1 protein-coding gene (cut by both window edges) is annotated in these 22,487 nt (G+C 48.4%); it reads left to right on the top strand.

The whole window is internal to an Ig-like domain-containing protein gene (locus K6Y21_RS15305; protein WP_233072749.1) on the top strand: the coding sequence, 45,087 nt in all, runs 7,123 nt past the left edge and 15,477 nt past the right edge, and what appears here is coding positions 7,124-29,610, spanning codon 2,375 (partial) through codon 9,870 (complete); the first codon wholly inside the window starts at position 3. Both codon boundaries (start and stop) fall beyond the window edges.

Raw genomic sequence — 22,487 nt, 5'->3', positions numbered from 1 at the left:
TGGGCGTCGCTTACGTCAATATGCAGGCAGTGATGGCAGATGGCACTGAAATTAAGACCCAAAAGCTAGTCAATTCACCCTATTCGTTCAAGCTTGATGTGCCAGCCCTTGATCCTGAAAACAATCAAATGACGGTCACCTTGTCTGCTATCGATACCTATGGTGACAAGTATGGCGATCTTGATAAGCACTCTGTTAGTGAAACCTTTACCTTAGAGATCGTAGCGGATCAGCCGCCAGTGGTGAAAATTGCCGCGCCATTAAACGGCCATCAACTCACCGAAGGCGAGAAGCTTCATATTCAAGTTTCGGCGGTGGATGATGTTGCTATCGACAGTGTTGCACTGGACATTGAAGGGTTAGTCAATGGCCCCCAAACCTTGACGGATCTGGTTGCACCGTTTGAGTTTTTACTTGATGTTCCTTTAGGTCAAGCTGGCCAAGATCTCATATTAACTGCCCGTGCAACTGAGCTTGCACAAGGCGGTGCTGGACGCACGGTGGCGAGTGTGGATGCCGTGACGATCAAAGTGGCTGAAGACGTGCTCGCACCCGAGATCCGTCTATTGCAACCGAGTGGCGTCAATACCCAAGTGGCTGAAATGGGCTCCTTGCCTTATCAAGTAGAAGTCCATGACAACGTTGAAGTGGCTTCCGTGCGTTTAGCCCTATTGGCTGATCAAAATAATGATGGCCAATTTAGTGCCGATGAAGAGGTGTATCAGGCGTTTATTCTCGGTGGTAAACACTTTGGCAAGATCCCAGTTCAAACCATAGAAAAGTACTTAGGGCAGCCACAAAACAGAGCGGCCATGCAATTTAAAGTCACGGCGTTTGACAGTAAGGGTAATGTATCCCATGAGTCGGCCAATTTTAGCTTAGTGACTAACCAACCGCCTGAAGTCACGGCCATTAAGGTATTGGATTATCGCGGTTTTGATATGGGGCAGCCGCAAAGCATTACCGAGCAACGTGAAATTGTGTTGCAGGTTCATGCCAAGGATATTGAGTCGGGTGTGGACCAAGTCAGCTTATATGCTGCCGTGGTAGATCAAGCGGGTGAAGAGCACTTTACATTAATAGGCAAAGACATTGCTGCGCCATTCCAGTTTGATTACCAAGTCCCTGAGTATTTGGCGGGTCGCCAAGTTCGGTTTAAGGCGGCTGCCATTGATCTTAATGGTAATAGCAGTGAGATGTCGGCGGCATTAGCCCAATTTGACGTTGCCAAAGATAAGGCGCCAACGGCAAGGATCATTAAGCCTGACAATGGTCGCTCCGTGGTGATAAATGGCGAGCCGATTCATGTTCAAGTTGAAGTGTTTGACGATCTTGGGCCAAAAGGCGTTGATCATGTGGTGTTCTACATCAACGATAAGCCAGCCGCTTATAGCTACCAAAACCTGAACCAAGCCCAAGGTGGGTTTGCGAATGAGCACTTGTTTGAAGCCTATCTAACCATTCCGGATGTGCTCGATGGTGTGATAGTACAGGCGATTGCTTATGATGTACTAGGCCAAAGCGGTGCTAGCCAAACCATTCTGGTAGGTCAGGTTGATGACACCATAGTGCCAAAAATTTCCTTACTGTCTCCGATAGACCAAGACATATTGACCACGGCTGAAACCTTAAAAGCCGTTGTCATGGTAGAGGATATTGGCTTAGCCGTTGAACAAGTTGAGCTGAGCTGGACGCGTGAATATCAAGCACCTAACGGACAGTGGGTTGAGCTTGCATCTGCGCAACAATTTTTATTACGCAACGAAACGCGTGAGCCAGGTGATACCACACCGCTCAGTCAACCTGAGCTTCACCAATACATCTACCATGGTGATTTCAGTGATGGGCGAGTGTTGTCTCGCTCATACCAAGATAATGAACGTATTCGTTTAGATTATCGCGTTGTGACCTCCAACCACACCGTGGCTAAACAAGCTGTATATGAAGTGGGTCTAAACGTGTCAGAGCGACGTTTCCTTGCCGCGAATGGCAATGATAAACGCTTAGCAAAAGACGTTTACTATAACGCGGTTGATCAATATCGTGGTGCGAATCGCACGGGTGCCATGGTGGTGGCTTGGTCATCTCAAAATCCTCTGCCATTGAATAATGATGCCGATCTGGCCGAAGCGAGAACCGGTATTTATATCTTTGACGCCGTGGATGAAACGTTATCGGATCAAACTGGCGACTACTTCCTGTATTCTGAACTACTGCATGGCAGTGCAGAAATCTTTGCGGGTACCATTAGCAGCATTCAAGCCGATGAAAACTTAGTGTTTGCGGCTAAATCTGCCGTGGTGAACTCAGGCGAACAATCACCGTTTGTGTCATCTCTGGAAGGTGAAATTAAGGCTAACTGGGATCAAGGTAATTCGGCAGAAGGCAGCGGTGAGCTGTATTACCAAGATGAAATGGCTGAGTTATTGATTTTCAATCAAAGCAATGGTGATTTCCAATTCGGTTTGCCGTATCAGTTAGCGGGTCGAATTGAACTACCACATGACCAAGTTCATGGCATATTCCGTAAAGATCAATTGGTGTTTGTGGCCAATGGTGACGGCGGCATCCAGGTGATCGATATAGGTAACTTGGCCGCGCCATATCACGTTGGTTTAATCAAACCCGATGGCTATGCCCGTGATGTATTGGTTGCTAAGCATTACGCCTTTATTGCGGCTTCAGAGCAAGGTGTTGTGGTTGCAGATGCCTCTGACCCAAGTATGCCTATTATCGCGACCATAGATACGTCAGGTGTGGCTAATCGTTTGTTTATCCAGGGTGATAAGCTTTTTGTTAGCAGCATGCCTACGGTGGGTTTAGAAGCTCAACTCGATATCTTTGACATCAGTGACCCGTTTAATTTACGTCACTTAAACACCGTTGAATTCCAGCCTAAACGCCAAGATCTCACGGCGGCGGGGGCTTATGATGTCATGGTTTCGGGCAACCTGGCCTTTGCTTCTGTACTGTATGACGATCAAGAAGACATGCCAGCGCAAAGTTTAGTCGAGGTGGTCGATTTACAAAAACTAGCACAAGTCGGCATTGATGCGACCACGCCTGTCATGATCAATCGCCACGCGAGCAATGAGGACTTTGCCATCACGGATATTGCCATTGCGCGTGATGGGGTGCAGATTGCTGCGGGTAAATCGGGTATTAATCGATTAGAGCTACCTGAATTAACGGTACTTACCCATTATCCTGTGATGGATGCGGTGAGTGTCGCGCTAGACAGTCAGCTTGAGCTGAGTTTCTCTCACTTATTGTCATCGTTGCCGGATGCCAGCCAAATTGAGCTGATTGAAGGAGAGTTACCCTTTGGTGAAACCTTAGTTAATCGCGTGGCAATTCAATTTGTCAGCGAAGGAGATAAAGTTCATCAACACAAATTACAATTGACGCCACAGGCAGGCTTTAGCTTTAAACCAAACACGGTTTATACCGTATTGGTGAAGGCGGGGTTAACGCCGATGTCAGGTAACCCGTTATCGCGTGATTATCAGTTTAGCTTTACAACCCGTGGTCAGGATGTCGTGACGCCCGACATCGTGTCAATTTGTACTGAGACGGACAACAATACTTGTAATAACTTAGGCCATGTTAGTGGCGGTACACGTCTATTGATTACGACCAGCGGTTTCGACAAAGACAGTGTCGTGACCATAGGTAACCGTCCTGCGGTTGTTGACTCTGTCAATCAAGATAGCGAACGCACTGTCTTTACCGTGATCACACCTGCTAACTATGCGGGCTCAGCGGCGGTGGTCATGACCAGCAGCGCAGGACTATCAGATACGGTATTGGGCGGCTTTATTTATGTCGATGGCTTAGAAATTAGTCATATTTCACCTGCTGTTGTGGGAACGAATCAGCAAAATGCCAATGATCAGGTGGTGGTAACCGGCTTAGGTTTTAATTCAAGCTTAACCTTAACGGCTTGGCCATCGGGTGATAAATCAAAAGCGCAGAAGTTTACATTAGACAGTGACAAGCTGAACCTCGTGAGTGCCGAGCAACTGCAATGGCACGTTGCTGATTTTGCCGTGGGCGGTAGCTATCGTGGTTTTGTTGATATTGAGTTAGCTGATCAGCAAGGTAATCGTGTTGTTAAGACCAACGCCTTGTTCTATGGCCGACTTGGTATCAATAAGCAAATCCTGACTAGCCCACATGTTGATTTAGACAAGGCTGATGATCACTTACTCAACCCCGCCAAATTACCACCGGGTACAGTGCAAGATATTGCTGCCGATGAGCAGTTGGGGCTACTTTACGTATTGGGTCGAGGCCATCAAGGTGAGAATCCATCGAGCTTAACGGATGTTCGATTGATTGAAGAAACATACGTGCCAGGTTGGATCAGTTTATTGCAGTATGCCAAGGACGATCTGGCTAACGCTGCACCACGTCATGGCTTGGGATACTACAACCTGCCCCAAGACGTGAGCCCAACTAAGTTACTCTTGCATCAGCAGCAAGTCTATGTTGCTGCAAGAGGTTACGACTTCCCGCTTGTGGATTCCGAGTTTGATGATCAAACTGTGCTGTTTGTTTATGACAAAGAAACCAGCCTAACGCCACAACAAGGTGAAGATGGGGAAGTGAAGCTGCGCAATTATCGCTATGCGTTAGCATTGCCATTCGATCAAAGCATCAGCATGCTGGCTGGGGTCAATCAATTAATACTGGCGGCAACGGCAACGCAAGGGGTGGCCATTATTAATGTGTCAAACCCACTTCAGCCTGTGTTGGTTAAGGTGCTCAAACAAGGTGTTATTAAGGGACGCACTCAAGCCTTAGCGCTGGTAGATATGCAAGTTTCGCAAGGCTACCTACACTTGGCCACCCAATCTGGGGAGCGTCTGGTATTTGACTTAACACAACCCGGTACGCCGCAACTTGGCCAAGGCAATTTTGCGGGCCGCAGTGCCTTACTTGAGCCGCACAAATTTGTGTTGGAAAACAATATTCGGGTGTTAAATGCAAGCAAGCCTGAGTACCTCAAAGCAGAGGGACAACTGCGTCAATTTGGCTTTACCATTCCAGGCGCCAAACGAGGTATTTCAGCCACTCGCACCTTAGTTGCTGGGTTGACGCGTCATGACAGTGGCGAGTTTGTTTGTAAGGGCGACCTAGATGCCTACCTTTCTGTCTATGATGTCAGTAATCCAGCCTTAGTATCCTTACTGGATGCCATGGTGGAAGAGCAAGGTTGTAACAAGATTGGGTTTGCTAGCACAGATCCGATCGTACTCACCCAAGATGGTGTGATTGCTTATTCGGTTTTCTATCAGGATAACCAGCACGCGGTGGTTAATTTGGTTGATAGCCAAATATTGGATTTAGTCGCTAGCTATCCAGACAATGGCGAAATGGCTTTCCTAACCGATAACGAGTTAGAGCTGCAGTTTAGCCAAGCGTTAGGCTCACAAGCTGATTTGGACTCATACCTGAAATTAATTGAAGTCGATGGCTCTGAAGCGGGAATCGAGCAAGAGATTAATTTACAAATTGATGGTTCAGTGCTGCGCATCAAGCCGGCTAAGCATTTGAAGCCTGGCACCCATTATGCCTTGATTTTAAAAGAGGCGGCAGGTTCGCGTCGTACTCAAGGCTTAATTAACTATCAAATTAACTTTAAAACGGCCTTAGCGGGTGGTTTACCGATGACGATAGGTAAAGTGACGCCTGCTGTGATAGAGCGCACCGGTGAACAAGTTAAAATTGAACTGCAGCATGGCGAGGGTGATGTTCAGGTTAAAGTGGCTGGCGTAGATGCGCAGGTACTGGAGCAAAATCTAGCGCAAGGTTATGTCACCATCATGGCTCCGGCAAACGTGCCGGGGGCGGCAGCAATTAGCGTCGTTGATCAGCGTGGCGCCCAAGCCGAGTTAGTGGGAGCGCTGCAATACGTAGAAGCATTACAGCTAGAAAGCATTAGCCCTGCGCAAGGCTCCCTTAACGGTGGCACTAAGGTGCTGTTAACGGGTAAAGGTATCCGCAGCGAAGCATTGCAAGTGTGGTTTGGTGATTACCCTGTGAGTGCTGCTGATATCAAAGTGTTAGACAGCGAACGTGTTGAAGTGGTCACGCCGGGCGGTCGCATCGGTACCGTAGATGTGAAAGTACAGCTAAATAACCGCCAGAGTGCGGTGTTGGAGCAGGCATTTACTTACCAGCAGCCGGTGCAAAGTGTTATCTCTCACGAGCGTAAATCAGAAGTATATGATGTCGATATTGACCCATCACAAACCTATTTGTTTGCCGCTTTGGGCCAAGAGGGAGTTGCGGTATTTGATATTGATGCATCACGTTACACCGCGTCAGACCAGGTTCCGCTGAATTTAGATCAATTAAGAAACAAGGTCGATCTCAATCGTGATGGTGTGGATGATCGCTTGATCAGTCACATTAAGTTACCTCAAGGCTTTGTTGCTGTGGGTGTCGCCAGTTACTTTGAACAAAGTATGGATCGTGTATTTGTCAGTGCGGTTCAACTCGATAGTCAAGGCCGTGCGGAGCAAGCTCGAGTGTTCTTGTACTCATTTGATAAATTGGATCCTGCGCGAACTGTCTTAGTGAAATCGCTGCCTCTTGCAAGCCAAGGCGTTAAAGAAATCGCGATTACCAACCAGCGCTTAATGGTGGCTGCGGCAGACGCGGGCTTAGGTCTGATTGATGGCTATTTACACAGTAAGTTGTACCTGGCGGAGCAGTATATGCCAGCCACGTCATTTGCAGTGCTTTCTGCGGCTAAAGTGCCTACTGCAGCAGGGGCTGCGGACATTTATGCCATGACAGGTGGTGATTTCAACTACGGCAAAAACCAGTTGTTCGATAACGAAACGAACTTAAGCTCGAAAGGTTTTGCCTTGGTCACTAAGAGTGCCAAAACTGGCTTGAGCACACTGTCGCAACTACAAGTAACCGGCACTAAGGTGAGAGTACACAAGCAGCATGCTTATATTGCTGCGGGTAAGCAAGGGATCATCGTGGTTGATATTCACGATCCCGCTGCTGCTAAAGTGGTGTATCGCAACAATCAGTGGGGATGGATCTATGATCTGGATATTGTCGGTAACACACTATACCTAGCAGCAGGTAGCAAGGGTCTTATTACCTTAGATATTTCATTGCCAGCTGAGCCGGCTGTTGTTGCAGAGCTAGAAGCCTATGGTGGTAACCAACTTAAAGTGCTGGCGGCGGGTGATTATGGTGTCTTTGCAGGCGGTGTCGACAGTCGTCAATTTAGTGTGGTGCAGTCACAACCCGACGCTATTCTAAAGGTTCACTCTGTCTACCCAGAAAATGGCATTATTCAGCGTCAACCTGATGGGCAAGCTAAGGTTGTGGTGCGCTTTAATAAAGCAATCGACACCAATCCTGATAACGCTAATAAAGCCATGCTTTATAAAGAAAATGGCGAGCCTTTACCGGTCACTGTGTTGCTCAATAATAATGACATCGAGCTGAGCTTAGCGGTTCAACAGTTACACAAGGTGAGCGTAGGTGAAAGGCTTACACTCGTGGTTGATGCAGGTATAAGCAGTGATAAATTATTGAATAATGGTTCACGTTTGACCTTGTATCAATTAGCCAGAGAGCAGCGCTTTAACTTGACTTACTTAGGTCAGCGCAGTGAAGCGGCTGAGATTGTTTCTGTGTTCCCACGTCGAATTGAACGTGACAACCCGGCCACCGTTCAGGTTGCGGTGTCAGGTCTTGCTAATGATCTGTCGAAGATCAAGCTGACATTGGCAGATCAACCCCTGACGGTGACACGCTCAGAACAGGGCGAGAGCCAAACAAACCTGATCCTGATGGTCAACGTCCCTGCGATGGCCGAGGCTGGCTTATACGATCTTACCCTAAGTTACAGTGTGGCTGGGGTTTGGCATCAAACTCGATTAGCGGGCGCAGTGATGGTCGATAATGCCATTAAGCTGACACAGGTTGTGCCCGGTTGGGGACCTGCCATCGGTGGTACCCAAGTCAAGATCTATGGTCAAGGTTTTGAGCCGGGAAGCTCTGTGACCGATAGCTTGAACATCAAATTTGGTGATCTCGCTGCAAGCCAAGTTGAAGTGCTTTCTACCACAGAGATCAGAGTGGTCACGCCGAGCGGTCCGTCTGGCAAAGTCGATGTCAGTGCATCAGATCGTTACGGTAACCAAGCTAAATTAGTGGGTGAGGCTGGCTTTGGTTATGGCTTAAATCAAAATACTCATCAGACTCTATATCAAGTGAGTCCTGAGCATATTGAAATTGATAATGAAACCGGTGTTGCCGTCGTTGGTGGTGGTTACTTCAGTGGGCAAATCAGTGCCTTTAGTGACGGTGCGACGACCCGAGTTGAGCAATTGCCTGTGGCGAAAGCACAGCGCCTAGCCACTATTGATATTCAGGACCCGCTAAAACCTGAGCTCGTCGGCGGCGAATTCAATTTTGCTGAACTGGACTTGTTATCGCCTAACTTGACATTAGCCGACTTAGGCGCGATTTCCGTTGACTCTTTAGCGCCGCAATTGGTGCTAGAGCGTAATCAAGGTAACGCCAATAAGCGCCTTTACTTGGCAGGTGGTGCCGACGGTATTGTGCGGTTTAATTTTGATGAACAAAATGGGACCAACCAGCTTAATAAATTGAGTTTCAACAACTTCTATGTTGATGCATTAGAAGCATGGGGAAGCAGTGTCTTTGCCAACTTGGCAGTGGCGAGCAGTGCCGAAGGCAATGGTTGTGTCAAAAAAGCTCAATATGGGTCACATGGCGTGGCGGTTGCCTCGTATGTTGATCCAAACGATCCTGTGGTGATGACTTCACAGCTGCCCTTATTACAAGGCCGTGCTTTATATCGCAGCGACCGTTGGTTGTACGCTGGCGGTGAAAATGGCGCAATGGCTTGGGATCCGGTCAAGTGTGGTTGGTATCCAGGTAGTGACTACTCACTTAAACCGGCTTATCAGTTAGATGCGGGTAAAGTGACCGCGATAGATTTATATGATCACAACTTAACGGCTGAGTTTAGCTTTGCGGCTAACCCGCAAGATATCTTGGTTTATGGTGATTATCTGATCGTTGCCCTCGCGGATAAAGGCATAGAGATCATCGCACTTAATAACCCTGCAACCAAAGCCAGTATTGCATTGGATCAGGCGTTGCAAAGTAAGATGGGCCGCGCGGTTAAATTATCCCTTTATGGCTCAACCCTAATGGTGGCTCTTGAGCAAGGGGTATTGTTTGTTGATATTAGCGAGCCATTAGCGCCGCGGATCATTTCGGCGGGTAATGAAGAAACCATCAAGGATGCCAAGATATACAAACACTCCTTGTTTGCGGTTTCCGCCAATCAAGGGCTACGTGTATTTGAATTACCGGCTGCCTTAGTGACGTCGGCTTCGGTTGAGGCTGATGGTTACTTGGCTGCCAACGAGCAAACGCCATTAGCCATTCACTTCAACGAAGCCATTGATGCCACAACGGTTAGCTATGAATTGCAGCGCCGTGATGCTGGCACAGGCGAATGGAGTAAGGTGAATGCGGATGTCATCGGCCTTGATGAGCAATCGATTGCCGTGTCTTTTGTTCGTGATACAGGACAGTACCGTCTCAAGATCACCGATGTCAGTAATTTACGCGGAACAGGTTTATGGGCACCCTATCAGCTGGGCTTTAGTGTAGCGAATCAAACCAGTATTCAACCTGTGATTGATCATGTTGAAGCGGGGCGTTTTTACCAAGGCGAGCAGCATGCCATTGTGCTTAAAGGAGCTCATTTCCGTGAACAAGGGTTACAGGTTTATGTCGACCATTATCCGGTAAGCCATGTTTGGCTTGATAGCAATACCTTAGAAATACCTCAAGGTACCTTAGATGGGCTACCACTGGCCGCAGGACTGCATCACTTAAGAGTGAGTGATGGGCCATTTAATGCGTATGCTTATGGCGCGATCATTGTGGCGGATGCCCTAGAAGGGGAGTCTATCACCTGGCAGCTGTCGCCGGATTCTGCTGAGAATGGCAGTAACCCGAGTGTCACAGTTACGGCATCCAAGCAGGTTATCTTGCCGGGAACGAAAGTGGTATTAAAAGCCAATACGGGTGACTATCAGGTTTACACTGGCATGACTCCGTTTGATAGCACGCAGTCACAGCAGACCATAGATTTACAAGATGATGTCACCTCGTTACAGCGTATTTCATTTACCTTACCGAGTGTGCCACAGCCTGGTTTATATCAAGTGCTGCTGCGTTTACCTGATGGTAGCGGCGTAAAAGAAATCCCTGTGGGTGAAATCTCTGTCGCTCAAGGTGAAAGTGTCAGCATTGATCTGCCTAATTATCCGCCAATGGTGGCGGGAGCCATGCTTGTTGATGACAACCAGCTGTTTGTCGGAGTGAAATCAGGCGCGGCCCCAAATTGGCGTAATCGTTTCTTGATGAAGGCTGGTCTTGAAGTTTATGACATCAGTAATGGACAGGTGCCATTGCGATTGGCCCAATTGCCTTTAGCGAATGCCGTTACCGGTATGGCTAAGGCCGACGCTATGCTGTATTTAGCTGCACAAGGCTCAGGGTTAGTGTCAGTGGATGTGGCCAATGTCCGTCAGCCACAAGTGATTGAACAGCGATTATTGCCCGATCATGTAGCGCAAGATGTCGCCATTAATCACGAGTTTGCCGTGTTGGCAGTGGCGGCTTCAAAACCACAATCGGGTTACATTCGTTTCTTCAACCTTGCTTCCGATGTGTTAGCGCCTGCGGCTGGCTTTAATCAAATTAACTTTGCTAGCGAAGGCTCAGGTCTAGTCGGCGAGCCATTACAGCTGGCTTGGTTGGATAAGCAATTGTATGTCGTCCATAAGGTTGAAGAGCAGCTGTGGCTCAGTGTGATCACCGACTTTAGCGGTCAAGCAGCAGTGAAAAGTTGGCCAATTGAGCGAGAGCTAAATAGCAAATCGAATGTTTCGCTACAGGTTGCCGCTGGGTTGGTCAGCCTAACGATTAATGGCGAGCTACTTCAATTAGTGGAGCAAGACAACGAATTAGTGCTGAGTTCGTGGCAGCAGGTTAACGCTGCGCACAGCGCTGTTAGTAGCGATGGTGCCTTGTGGGTAGGAACCGAGCAAGGTCTGCAAATGAGCAGTGCTGAGCACTTAGCGGTGGCCTCCGTTAACTATCAATCCGGTGCCCAATTAGGCCTAAATAGCCGCATTAAAATTAAGTTTAATAACTTGATCAATACAGATCCGTCTATTGTAAATAGCGCGCTATCAATACTGGATGCGAGCCAAAATCCGTTAGTGGAATCCGCTTACCAAGTTGAAGCAAGTAACCGATTATCGGGCGGGTTCATCGAGGTGAGTTTTGCACCTGATTTCAATTATCAAGGTCAGCTAACATTAAGCCTAAATCAAACCTTGACGGATTTATACGGCCATTACCTCACGGCCCCGGTTTCATACCAATATGACTTTGCGAGCGATATTAAACCAGAGATTACTGGTGTGAGTCGTTTAGTCAATGATGTCGCGGTCAATAAATACTTCCATGGCGAGCAAGGTGAGCAAGGTGTGGTGGTTGGCTCTGGCTTTGGCACGGATGCAGCACAGATCCGTCTATTTGTCGGTAACACCCTAGTACCAACCGATTATTTAACCAAGGTGACAGATCAAGGGATCCACTTCACCATGCCTAATCTGCCGGTTGCAGGCAGTGAAGGGGCATTGGCTGTGACGGTGGAAAAACTGGCCAGTGGTTTAGCCGATACCTATTTCGGTGCCATCACCTTACTGCCTAAAATTGAGCTTGATGACATCTCCCCAGCCAGTGGCCCATTAAGAGGGGGCAATTGGGTGTATTTATACGGTCGTGGCTTTAGCCATGGCATGAAGGTGAAATTCGGTGACAGCCTAGCCAGCAATTTACAGTTGCTGTCAGCGACCAAAGCGAGGGTGATCGCGCCGTCGGGCAGCTTTGGTAAGACCAAGGTATCCTTAATCAATACTAGCTTTGACAATGAAGTTAGTGCTAACCAACCTGATTATTATTACACCGGAGCAAGCACGGGTCAGGTTGATCTTGATTCAGATAAATCAAGCCCAATCGCGGCCCTTGCACTGAATCAACAGCTGGTTTATGCCGTAACGGGCGGTGATTTAGATCTGGTCAATGAACAAGGACAAACGGTTAAACGCTTGTCGAGTCAAAATGGACGCTTGGTTCTGGCTGATATTTCCGACCCCGTGGCGCCTAAGATACTTGAAAAGCAGATTGCCAACAGCAGTGTGCCTTACTTCTTTGAAGTACAGTTACAGCCAAAAGGTTTTGTTAAGCTCATGCAAGAACAAGACAAGCTGTACTTATTAGGGGGCAATAAACTCTATAGTTTCGACGTTCGTTTAGCTGCGGATCCATTACTGCTACAAGAAACAACCCTAGTCAGCTCGGCATCGGATATGCTGGTGGCCGGTGATAATGTATTTGTGGCTCAAAAAGCCGGGATCAGTGTCTACCGTTGGCAAAATGGTGCGTTGCGCCAGCTTATGCTGCTCGACAAGAATTACTTAGGTGGCGAGCCAAGTGCAGTGTTCCTGCTGCAAGACCAACTTTGGTATAGCTTGGCTGACAAGCACCAATTACGCGCCATAGAGCTGCTCAGTGGTGATTACCGTAATCAACAAACGGTTAACCTTGTTGATCGCGTGGGCTCGAAAATCAGACCGGGTGCATTTTGGACTGATGGCTACCGTTTATTGGTGGCGAATGCCGAAAGTGCAAGTATTCAATTGCTATTGAACCAAGGCGACAATTGGCCTGCGGCTGGTGAGATTAAATTAGCCCTGTTGGGCAATAATGCCACGGCCAATGTACAGCAGATGCAAGTGCTGGGTCATACCTTGTTGGTGGCCGCCGGCCAGGGCGATATCCAGCAATACGATATCAGTGATTGGCTCAATGGGGCGACCACTAATACGCCCGCTTTAATGGATTACTACTCGCTACCGGGTAATGTAACGAGCCTAGTGAAAGGCGATAAGGCAATTTATGCCGGTACCGCTTACCCATTCCTAAATGGCGAGATTACTGAAAACCCCATTGCGACTGGCAGTGAGCAAAACATTGCTCACCTAGGCGGTGCGTTGGCAACCGTGGTGGCCGATAAGTTTGCCTTAACTGGCTTTACGCCAAGCGCGGCTGGTTACTTAGCGAAAGATCAAGCCATCGAATTGTCTTTCAATCGGATCCTCGATAGCGCCTCTCTTGAAGCGGGTAATATCTATTTAACGTTAGATGGGGTTAAGCAAGATGTCATCCTGACTCAACAGGTTAACGCCTCTGGCGCGAGCATATATATCTTGCCGAGAACACCGCTGTTAGCAGGTAAGGAATACCGAGTTCATGTGGACGCAAGCGTATCGGATCTGCATGGACAGAACTTGTCTCGCTCGGTGACCTGGCCGGTGATTGCAAGTTCAGCACAGGCTCTGACTTTGGTGGCACTTAGCCATGACACGGTGAACTGGCGCGGTGGCCAAGAAGTGAGTGTGTTTGGTAGTGGCTTTGGCCAAGATAGTCAGGTGCTTATTGGCGGCATCAAGGTGCCAGAGCAAGACATTATTTCTGTGGCCAGCGATAAAATTCAGCTTCGCGTGCCGGGACTAGCTAACAAACCTGCGCAAAATAAGGTGGCGGGTATCGCGGTGACCAATGGCGACTTTACCGCCGTGATGGCCAATGCCATTACTTATGTTACGGATCCACAGATAATACAAATTGGCTTATATGACGTACAACAAGGCCAATTACAGGCGACGCAAAAACAAGCCATTTACAATGCCGGAGATTGGTTAGCCATTCGCGGTAATGGTTTAGCGGCCATGACACGGGTGAAGGTGAATAACCAAGAGATAGAGCTGGTTAACTTAGTACAACATGACATGTTGGCATTCCAGTTACCGGACCATCACTTAGGCACATTGCAAATTAGCTTAAGTAATGAGCAATTTGCGCAAACTAGCTTAGCCCAAGATAACTCTGTGAGTGCGGTGCTTAACGCGCGAACGCGCCTGAGTCAAATTGAGCAGGTGGCCTATCATGACAACCTGATGGTGACGCTGAAGCAACGTCAAGTTGTCATTTACAGCCGAGCAGTGGGTCAAGTGCCACAAGAGATAGCCCGCTTTATTGCGCCAGAGTCTATGGTGACGGCGTTACTCGATGAGCATCATCTCGTACTGGTAGGCGCAAGTCGTAAAGATGTTTACGTGTACGATATGACCACGGCCTATGCGCCTAAGCTGGTTAATACCTTAAATAACTTATCTGGTTTAGCGTTGGATAAGTTTGCCCTTACCGAGGGTAAGTTATTTGCATCTGCAGCGAACACGCTATACCAAAGCCAAGTATTTGCGCAGCAATGGCAACCTGTGGTTGATGTGGATCTGGCTGAAACAGTGCAATATGTGGTTTCTGCAGGACAGATCTATCTACTCAACAGTGACAGCTTACAAGTTCGCTCGGTTGATGACCTGGCGAATTTAACGGCGGAATATAACCACAGTTTATCGGCGGTGCGCGGTTTATTAGTCAAGGATAATCGCATTGCTATTTTGGCGGCAGACAGAATGCAGCTGCTTCATCGGGATGGATTGCAGTTTGGTCAATATGCCTTGATTGGCGCACTTGAGCTACCGTCCGCTTGGCGACAAGTGAGTATGTCGGGTGAACTGATGGTAGTTGCTCGAGGCGGCGTGTTGACGCTGTACGACCTGAACTTGGGCCAAGAAAGTTACCAGCTAGTGGCTAAGGCGCTGGCGACAATCAAAGTCGAGTCGAACTTAAGTCAAGGTGCTGCAAGCTTTAATTGGCATCAAGGTACCCTCGCTTGGAATAATGGCGGACGTTATACCAATGTCGCGATCCCTGTTGCTAATATTGACGCTGTTTACCCACGTCGAATCGGCGAGCAGAATCAGCCTCTCACCCTGGCGGTTACGGGGGATAACTCTGCTTGGTCAACGGTCTCAATCGCCGTATCCGCGCTACAAAAAGCCGATACGTTAACAGGGGTGACCCATTACCAACAAGGCGCACTGAGTTACACCAATGGTCAGTTGTGGCAACTTGCCGAACCTTATCAAGTTAAGTTGCAAGGGGATTATCAAGCTCAGGTGATAGGTGCCAAGGTGCACTTTGACTTGCCTACGATAGTGGTTGCAAGTAATGAGTTTGGTGTTAATCCACCTGCTGTGCGCTGGTTATCGCCAAGCACCTTAGTAGCATCGAAACCAAGTACTTTGCACATCTTAGGTGATGGTTTAGATCAGGTAGAGCGAATTGAAATATCTGAGTTGGAATACACCCAAGGGCAATTTAGCTACGAGCCAAGCCAGCAGCGTATCAGTTTAGATATCAGCTTGGACATTGCTGGATATCACACCCTGAAATTACGTTCCGCTGACAGCGTGATGGTGTTACCTGCTGCAATCCAAGTCACCAAGCCTCTGGAGATCACCAGCCTGGTGTCGACGCGTCCAGATGCGACCACGATCAGTGCCCTAGGTGGCGATACCGTGACCGCTCAAATTGTGGGTGGCGCTGCTGATTTTGATGCGCACTGGGTGGCTGCGGAACAAGGCACAGAGTTAAGCCAAGTGAACCGCGTTAAATTTAACCTGGTTGGCGATACCTTAAGTTTTGTTAGCCCTGTAGGCATAGTGGGTCAACGTTATCAACTTGCGTTAGTCAACAAAGTGAGCCGCGAAGTTGTGCGCTCTGCTGTGAGCTTAACGGCAGTTGATACCAGCTTACCAAAGATGACATTAACACAGGCGATGTCAGAAAGTGCGGCCTTGATTATGACGGCATCTGAGCTAATTAAGGTGAGTGACCAAGCTCAATTTAACGTCAGCAGAATCGATCTTGGTTATCAGCAAGCGGGCTCAACCACAGATGTTAGTGCGCAGTTCGGCGCCCTTGAAGTCAATGGCAAGCAATTGCGCTTGGCGCCGAAAGACAATGTGCGTCTTGCTGCCAATGCGCGTTATCAAGTTCGCATTCAGGGAGTGACGGATTTAAGTGGTAACCCAGTGGCAAATAATCAGTATGCCGAAAACGGCGAAATCCGTTTTGATTGGCAAGCTGAAGATTTACTCGCGCCAAGTCAAATCACCCTGTTTGATTCGGGTTTAGGTCAAGCCTTAACCGACTCAAGTGAATTTAAACAAGGTAGAAAATACTGGCTCGCCATCAATGCTGTGGATAATTACAAAGCAAGTGAACAACTGACTTACCAGTACCGCATCTCAGGTGACAATGGGTTGAGTTACCTGACTAACTGGCAAAAAGCCACGGCGGGTCAATTTGAGTTATTGATGACTGGCGCCATTACCGAGCTGGCCATCAAGGTCAGGGTGGGTGATGGCCGCAATTGGTCTGAGCAAGTGTTTAGTTTCCCTGTTGCTAGTGCCGAGATCAAACTGGAAGATGGCCAGCTCCGTCCAGCGATGGAGCTGACGCCATCCCCAGTAGAAGAAAAACAAGTGACTCAATTTAAGCTTAACTTTACTGGTGATACGGCCTTGATCACCCAAGTTTGGCTGCAACTGAATAATAGTGGTCGCTGGTTGACGGCAACTTACGACAGCGCCTCTGCGGCGGCTGTGGTCACCGCCCAGCAACCGGCGTTAGCTGAGCTATCTGCGTCTGGTGTGACGACGATCCCTGTTAAGGTGCGCGCTGCGTTTGGCGAAAGTTCATTGCAAAACACAGTTGAGTTTAACCAAAGTTATGAGCTAAACCCTGATGCTACCGCGCCAGAGTTTAGCTTCTTAGCGCCGGCTAACAATACCCATGTGCCGCGCGGACAGGATCTCGATATCTTGTTTAGAGCCTTTGATGGCTTTGGTATCGACTTCGTCGAAATCTGTGTCGATGCGCCGGCGCTAGGCCAGCTTGCGGGTGAGTGTCAGCAATTAAGAAACACGAACTTATTACGTTGGCCGTTACCGGCTGATCGTCTCGATCCTGTCATTGTGACGGCGCGAGCAACGGATCTCAATGGCCTGCAAAGTGAAGTTGCCAGCTTACAGCTACAGCCTTACGAGGCCGAAGCGGCGTTGCCAACCATTAAGATCTTAGGCCTTGAATCTGGGCAGCAAGTGTTTGCTGGACAAACCCTTGATTTACAACTGATGCTAAGTGAATTAGATCAAGCAACGATTTACGTTGATGTGGCAGCGCAGACGGATCATCCGCTGAATCCTGCTCCTCTCGTGGTGCAGCGTAGTTCGGCAGAGAACCTGTTGGTGGATGTCAGCCTAGGCTTGCCTAAGGTCAGCAAAGACGCGGTGATCGTATTACGCGCCGAGGCGAGCTATCAAGGTGCACCCGTGACCACGAGCGTGTACTTGAATGCTAAGGCCGATCTTGGCATCACCGAGCAACCTAATTTGCAGTTATATCCTGATCAACTAGTACTAGCGGGTACAGGCGTGTATATGGCACAGCCAAAACCTGAGGCGATGACGGATTACAGTACCCAATCATATAACTTGGTTAAAGATGGCAATGCTGAGCAAGTATTCAGTGTTGAGCCGCAAATAATACCCGTGGCTAATACCAGCGACGATCTCGCTGTGACTGGGGTATTGCAAGATTTAGCGGGTAACCAAAACGCGGTGACGAAGACGCTTACGAAACAAGCTTACTTCAGTGAGCCTTGGCAATCGGTCACGCCTGAGCTGCCATTAGCCACTGATGCGGGCAAAGTGCGCTCTCTGCTACAGCTTAATGCGAAAGGTGAGCCCGTTTGGGCCGAAAACCGCCTCAATGGTGGCTATCAGATCCGAGATCTATCTAATGTATTGCTCCAAGCTCAACAAGGTAAGGTGGAAGCATTATCCGCCAATCATGGGTTTGTGGTTGCACAAGTCAGCCAAGCTGGTCAAAGCCAGCTGTTGGTACACTCGAGCCAAGGTCAGCTACAGCAAGCCTTTGCTGGCGAGTTAATCGGTAACACGGGCAATATTATTTGGTGGCAACAAGGCCAGGTGGTATCTGCTTACATTTACCAAAATAATCAACTGTTTGAGCCTGTATCTGCCGCCGTGAATGGCACCATTAAAGCGCTAGCAAATAGTGAACGTGGCTTGTTTGTGCTCACAGACAGTGAACTATTGTGGTATCAGCTAAGTGAGCAAGGGTTCCCTGCGGTGAGCCTTGTTGCGCAAATGTCGGCTGAGCTTGATGGCTTTGCTGTACATCAAGATCAATTGATTACTTGGCAACAGCTCGCCCTAACCAGTTACTCACTCACACCTGAGTTGAGCTTTACACCACGAGCGCAAACGACCTTATTAGGTTCGGTGCAAACGGTTGTTTGGGATGGTGAGATAGCTTGGCTTCAGCTCGCAACGCTGAATAATAGCTGGATGGCATGGCAGCAACAGGTGCTAGGTTGGTTGAATGCTTCTGGCGAGTTAGCCTTTGCAAATCAAGCGGCTTGGACGTTAGATAATCAGCAATTGCTACGTCGTGAAATCACGCGACTTGATCAACAGCTGCCACAATGGCAACTCACCAACACGCCATTTGGTTGGCAAATAGCGTCGAGTCACGCCCTTACTCACTGGCGAGATGTGTGGTTTGCGGGTCAAGATCAGCAATTACTGGCGAGTCATGTTCAGCAGGGTTGCACAGGCCCATGTTGGCGCGTGCCATATGCCTTGCTCGGTGATACTGCACAGGTTAATTTTGGCTCTGAGCAGAGCTTGTTAACCACTTCTTGGCTTGCATCCACCCAAGGGCAGCTTTCTCAGCCTGTTGTTAGCCAAAACTATACACAAGGCGCAATTATCCCGATGGCTTATCAACCAGATAGTGCGGATCAAGTCGGTAACATTAGCGTTAAGCATGGTCACGATGAGCTGCCATTAGTTGCGATGCAAACCAAAGCATGGCAATGGCTGACGGTGGCAGAGCAAGGCCAAGATTTAGCCCTCAATGGCACAGATCTAGGCCAATATAGCGTGATAGAAAATAGCTTGTCTGGTGGAGTGGATATCACAGGTCTGCGCCATAACCAGGTGGTCGAGTCTAGTCAGTTGATGACGTTTGGCTATCAGATAACGGCTTCTGCGGCCGACTTTAAGTTTGCTCAACTTAGATTAGCCGACTTCAATGGCAATGTGTTGTATCAAACGAGAGTGGGCGCCACGAGTGCTGAGTTGCGTTGGCCAGCGCCTGCGGTTGCATCATTAAGCAATTATAAACTGCAAGTGCGTGCATACTTTGGCCCTGCTTACCAGTATGTAGAAACGGAAGTGGCGCTAAAAGTGGTGCCGGCCCTTGAACAAGTCATGCCAGCTCTGATTGGCTTGAGCGATTATATGTACGCTGGCTCCATGTTGAATCTCACCACTTCAAATAAGCAGGGTGTGATTGAATTATGGCAAGGCAACCAACTGTTGTTTGCTGGCCAAGGTCAATTGCAAGCACAATTACCTGATATTCAAGGCGATTATGAAGTCGTTGTTCGCTTTACCGACAGCTCAGAGATTGAACGCAGTCAAGCTTACCCATTACAGGTCATTGCTGGGCCTGAAATTAGCCTTGGCCAAACGGCCCAAGATGCCAGTGCGGTATTGCCAGATGTGGCTGGGTTTTGGTTTAGTAAAGGGCACCAGTTGTTCGATCAAAGCGGATTGAAGAAAGAATTTACCAATGACATTGCTACCTTAGGCTACTTTAAGCAATTCTTATTGGTGGCAGTGGAGCAAGAAGCGCTGTATCTCTTCGATACCCAAGACGAAAACGAGTTAGTCCAATTTGGTCGCTATCTCAGCTTAGATAATGTTAGCCACCTTGCTAGCTTTGCCGATCACTTAGCCTTGGTACAACAAGGTGGGTTAGAGCTTTATTCAAGTTTAGCGGGTCAGTTGACTAAGATTAAACGTCTTGAATTGGCGACGCCGGTAATAAAAATTGCCGCCTTTAACAATCACGTGTTGGTGCTAACAGAAGCCAAGCTGTACTTAGTGAACAAACACGGCACCGTAGTGCGCATGGTTGATGCTAATGCAAGGGACTTTATCACTGATGCAGGGAAGATCTATCTTGCGCATGGTGAGGCCATCACGGTTTGGGATCATCGTTTAACCAAGCAACAGCAGGTTGATAATATTCATGCCGTTGCTTTTGCTAAACGCGAGGGACATTTACTGGCACTGGGTCAAAATGCGCTGTGGTTATTTGACTTAGCTGCTGCAGAGTTGGCCTTGCGCGCCGAGCAACACCTCGCTATCTCACCAGCCAGTGTACAAAACGTGTGGGTTGACGGCGCTCTTTGGTTAGTCGGCTCTGATAAGCAAGGCGTAAACTGGCAATCCAACAGCGAAATCCAAGGACTATTTGACAGTGCAGACCTGCACAAGGGAGCACTAAGTGATCTCACCCTTTCAGGTGGCCAAGTATTTGCGGCTCAAGACAACTATGGTGTTGCCCAATACGCTGAGCGTGATCATCAATGGCAGTTAACGACGCCATTTGATAAGCCGTATGCACGTGCTGCTCAATATGTCGCGGCAAGTGGTCAGCTCGTTTTCGCGGCTCACAATGAGCAACGTCAGGTACGCCTATTAAACCTTTACAACCAAGGTATCAGTACTTGGTTGACCAATGTATATGTAACGGATCTTAACGCCAGTGAACGCTATGTGGTCGCGGCGGCTCAGGGCAGTTTGATCGTTTCAGCTCTCACTTCGCTAAATAAGAAGCAACATATTGATGTGACAACGGCTACCATTAAGCAAGTCGCACTTGCTGGTGATATTGCCTTAGTACTGGCCGATGACAACAGTATTTGGAAGGTGGATCTTGCCCAGCGGATCCAACCAGATCTGGTGCTAGCGGGATCGGCTAACGCAATTAAGCACATAGCACATAATCAACAAGTGGTATTTATTGCAAGTGCCAATGAAGTGACACAGCTTGATTTAACCACAGGCGAAACGGCCACGATTGACCTAGCGAATGTATCAGCGATGGCGTTAGAGCGTGGCATATTGTGGTTGGCAACGGAGCAGTTAACACCCCAATTATACGCTTATGAGCTAGCGAAACAGCAGTTAGCATCCACCACCTTACCTTTGGCTGCTAAGGTGACCGCCATGGCCGCGGAGCAAAACCGTTTAGTGCTTGGCTATCAAAAACAAGGTATTGCGGTTTATCAATTGCCTAGCCACTTCAACAAGGCCGATGCTGCCATTGCGTCGCCTGTTGTCTCCTTGGTTCAAGCATTTGACCAAGCATTGGATTATGCACTGGTCGATGGTGCTGAACTGAGCGCGGTTAATTACTACATTAATGATCAGCTGGTTGCGCGAACTGCTCAAGCCGAATTGAGCCTGATTAATGAACTGTCAGGACAATATGCTAATGGGGCGCAGTTAAATATTAGCGCTAAGGCACAAGGCCTTGATGGTAGTATCTACTCAAGTGCACCAAGACAGATCCAAGTGCAAGCGGTGGGTTCAGGCGATGCTGACTTTAATCTGACCTTACATCATAGTGAGCACAGTTATGCGCCAATGCCGGTGGTATTAGAAGCGCGTATTAGCGATAACCAAACCGCCATCACCATGGTTGAATACCTGATTGCCGATCAGCTAGACGGCCCATGGCGTAAACTAGGGCATCACTTTGGGCCTGAGTTTATTTATCAGCACTACCTAGATCCGCGTCCAGAGCCTTATTTCGTTAAGGTGAGAGCGGTAGATAGTTTAGGCCGTTATGTTGAATCGGCTACTGGGCAATTCTTGCGTCACTCTGACTTCGTTAAGCCAAGTATTGCAGTGGCTACGCAAGTGGCGGGCAGCGAGAAGCTACCTGTTAAAGACTTCCCATACACCATTAAAGTGACGGCCAGTGATGCCGCCAGTGGTGTAGCTGAGATTCAATTGCAGCAAGGGGGTCAAGTACTGGCCATTACTTTTGATAAAAATACCTTGAGCTATCAAGATCAGGTGGCTGATGCAGGTCTTCAGCAATATCAAGTTGTGGTGAAAGATCGCGCTGGTAACGTGCAAACGGCGACTTACGATGTTAATGTCAAAGCCGATGCTAACCCCATTGTTAACCAATTTAACTTGCCAAGTCAGATCCTTGAACAAACGCAATTGCCGTTAACCTTAGGTGTGTCCGACGATCTCGGCATCGCTGCCATCGCGATTAACTGGAATGGTCAGCAACTTAGCCATCCATTATCGGGTCAGCAAACGATCAGTAATCTGAAGCTTAGCATGCCAGATGCACGTGCTCAGCGCGTCTCGGGCAGTGTGAGTGAAGAGGTTACGTTAACGGTGACAGATATTGCTGGTAAAACAACACAGCAAACTAAATCGGTCACAGTGCTCCAAGATTCCGCGCCAAAAGCACTGGATATTCAATGGCAAAAACCAAGCTTAGCTTTCTATGGTCGT

The organism is Motilimonas eburnea (genome assembly GCF_021295345.1).
Lineage (GTDB): Bacteria > Pseudomonadota > Gammaproteobacteria > Enterobacterales > CBDFNC01 > Motilimonas > Motilimonas eburnea.
Note: the sequence above shows the minus strand (reverse complement) of the source record. Positions and strands in the feature narration are given on the sequence as shown.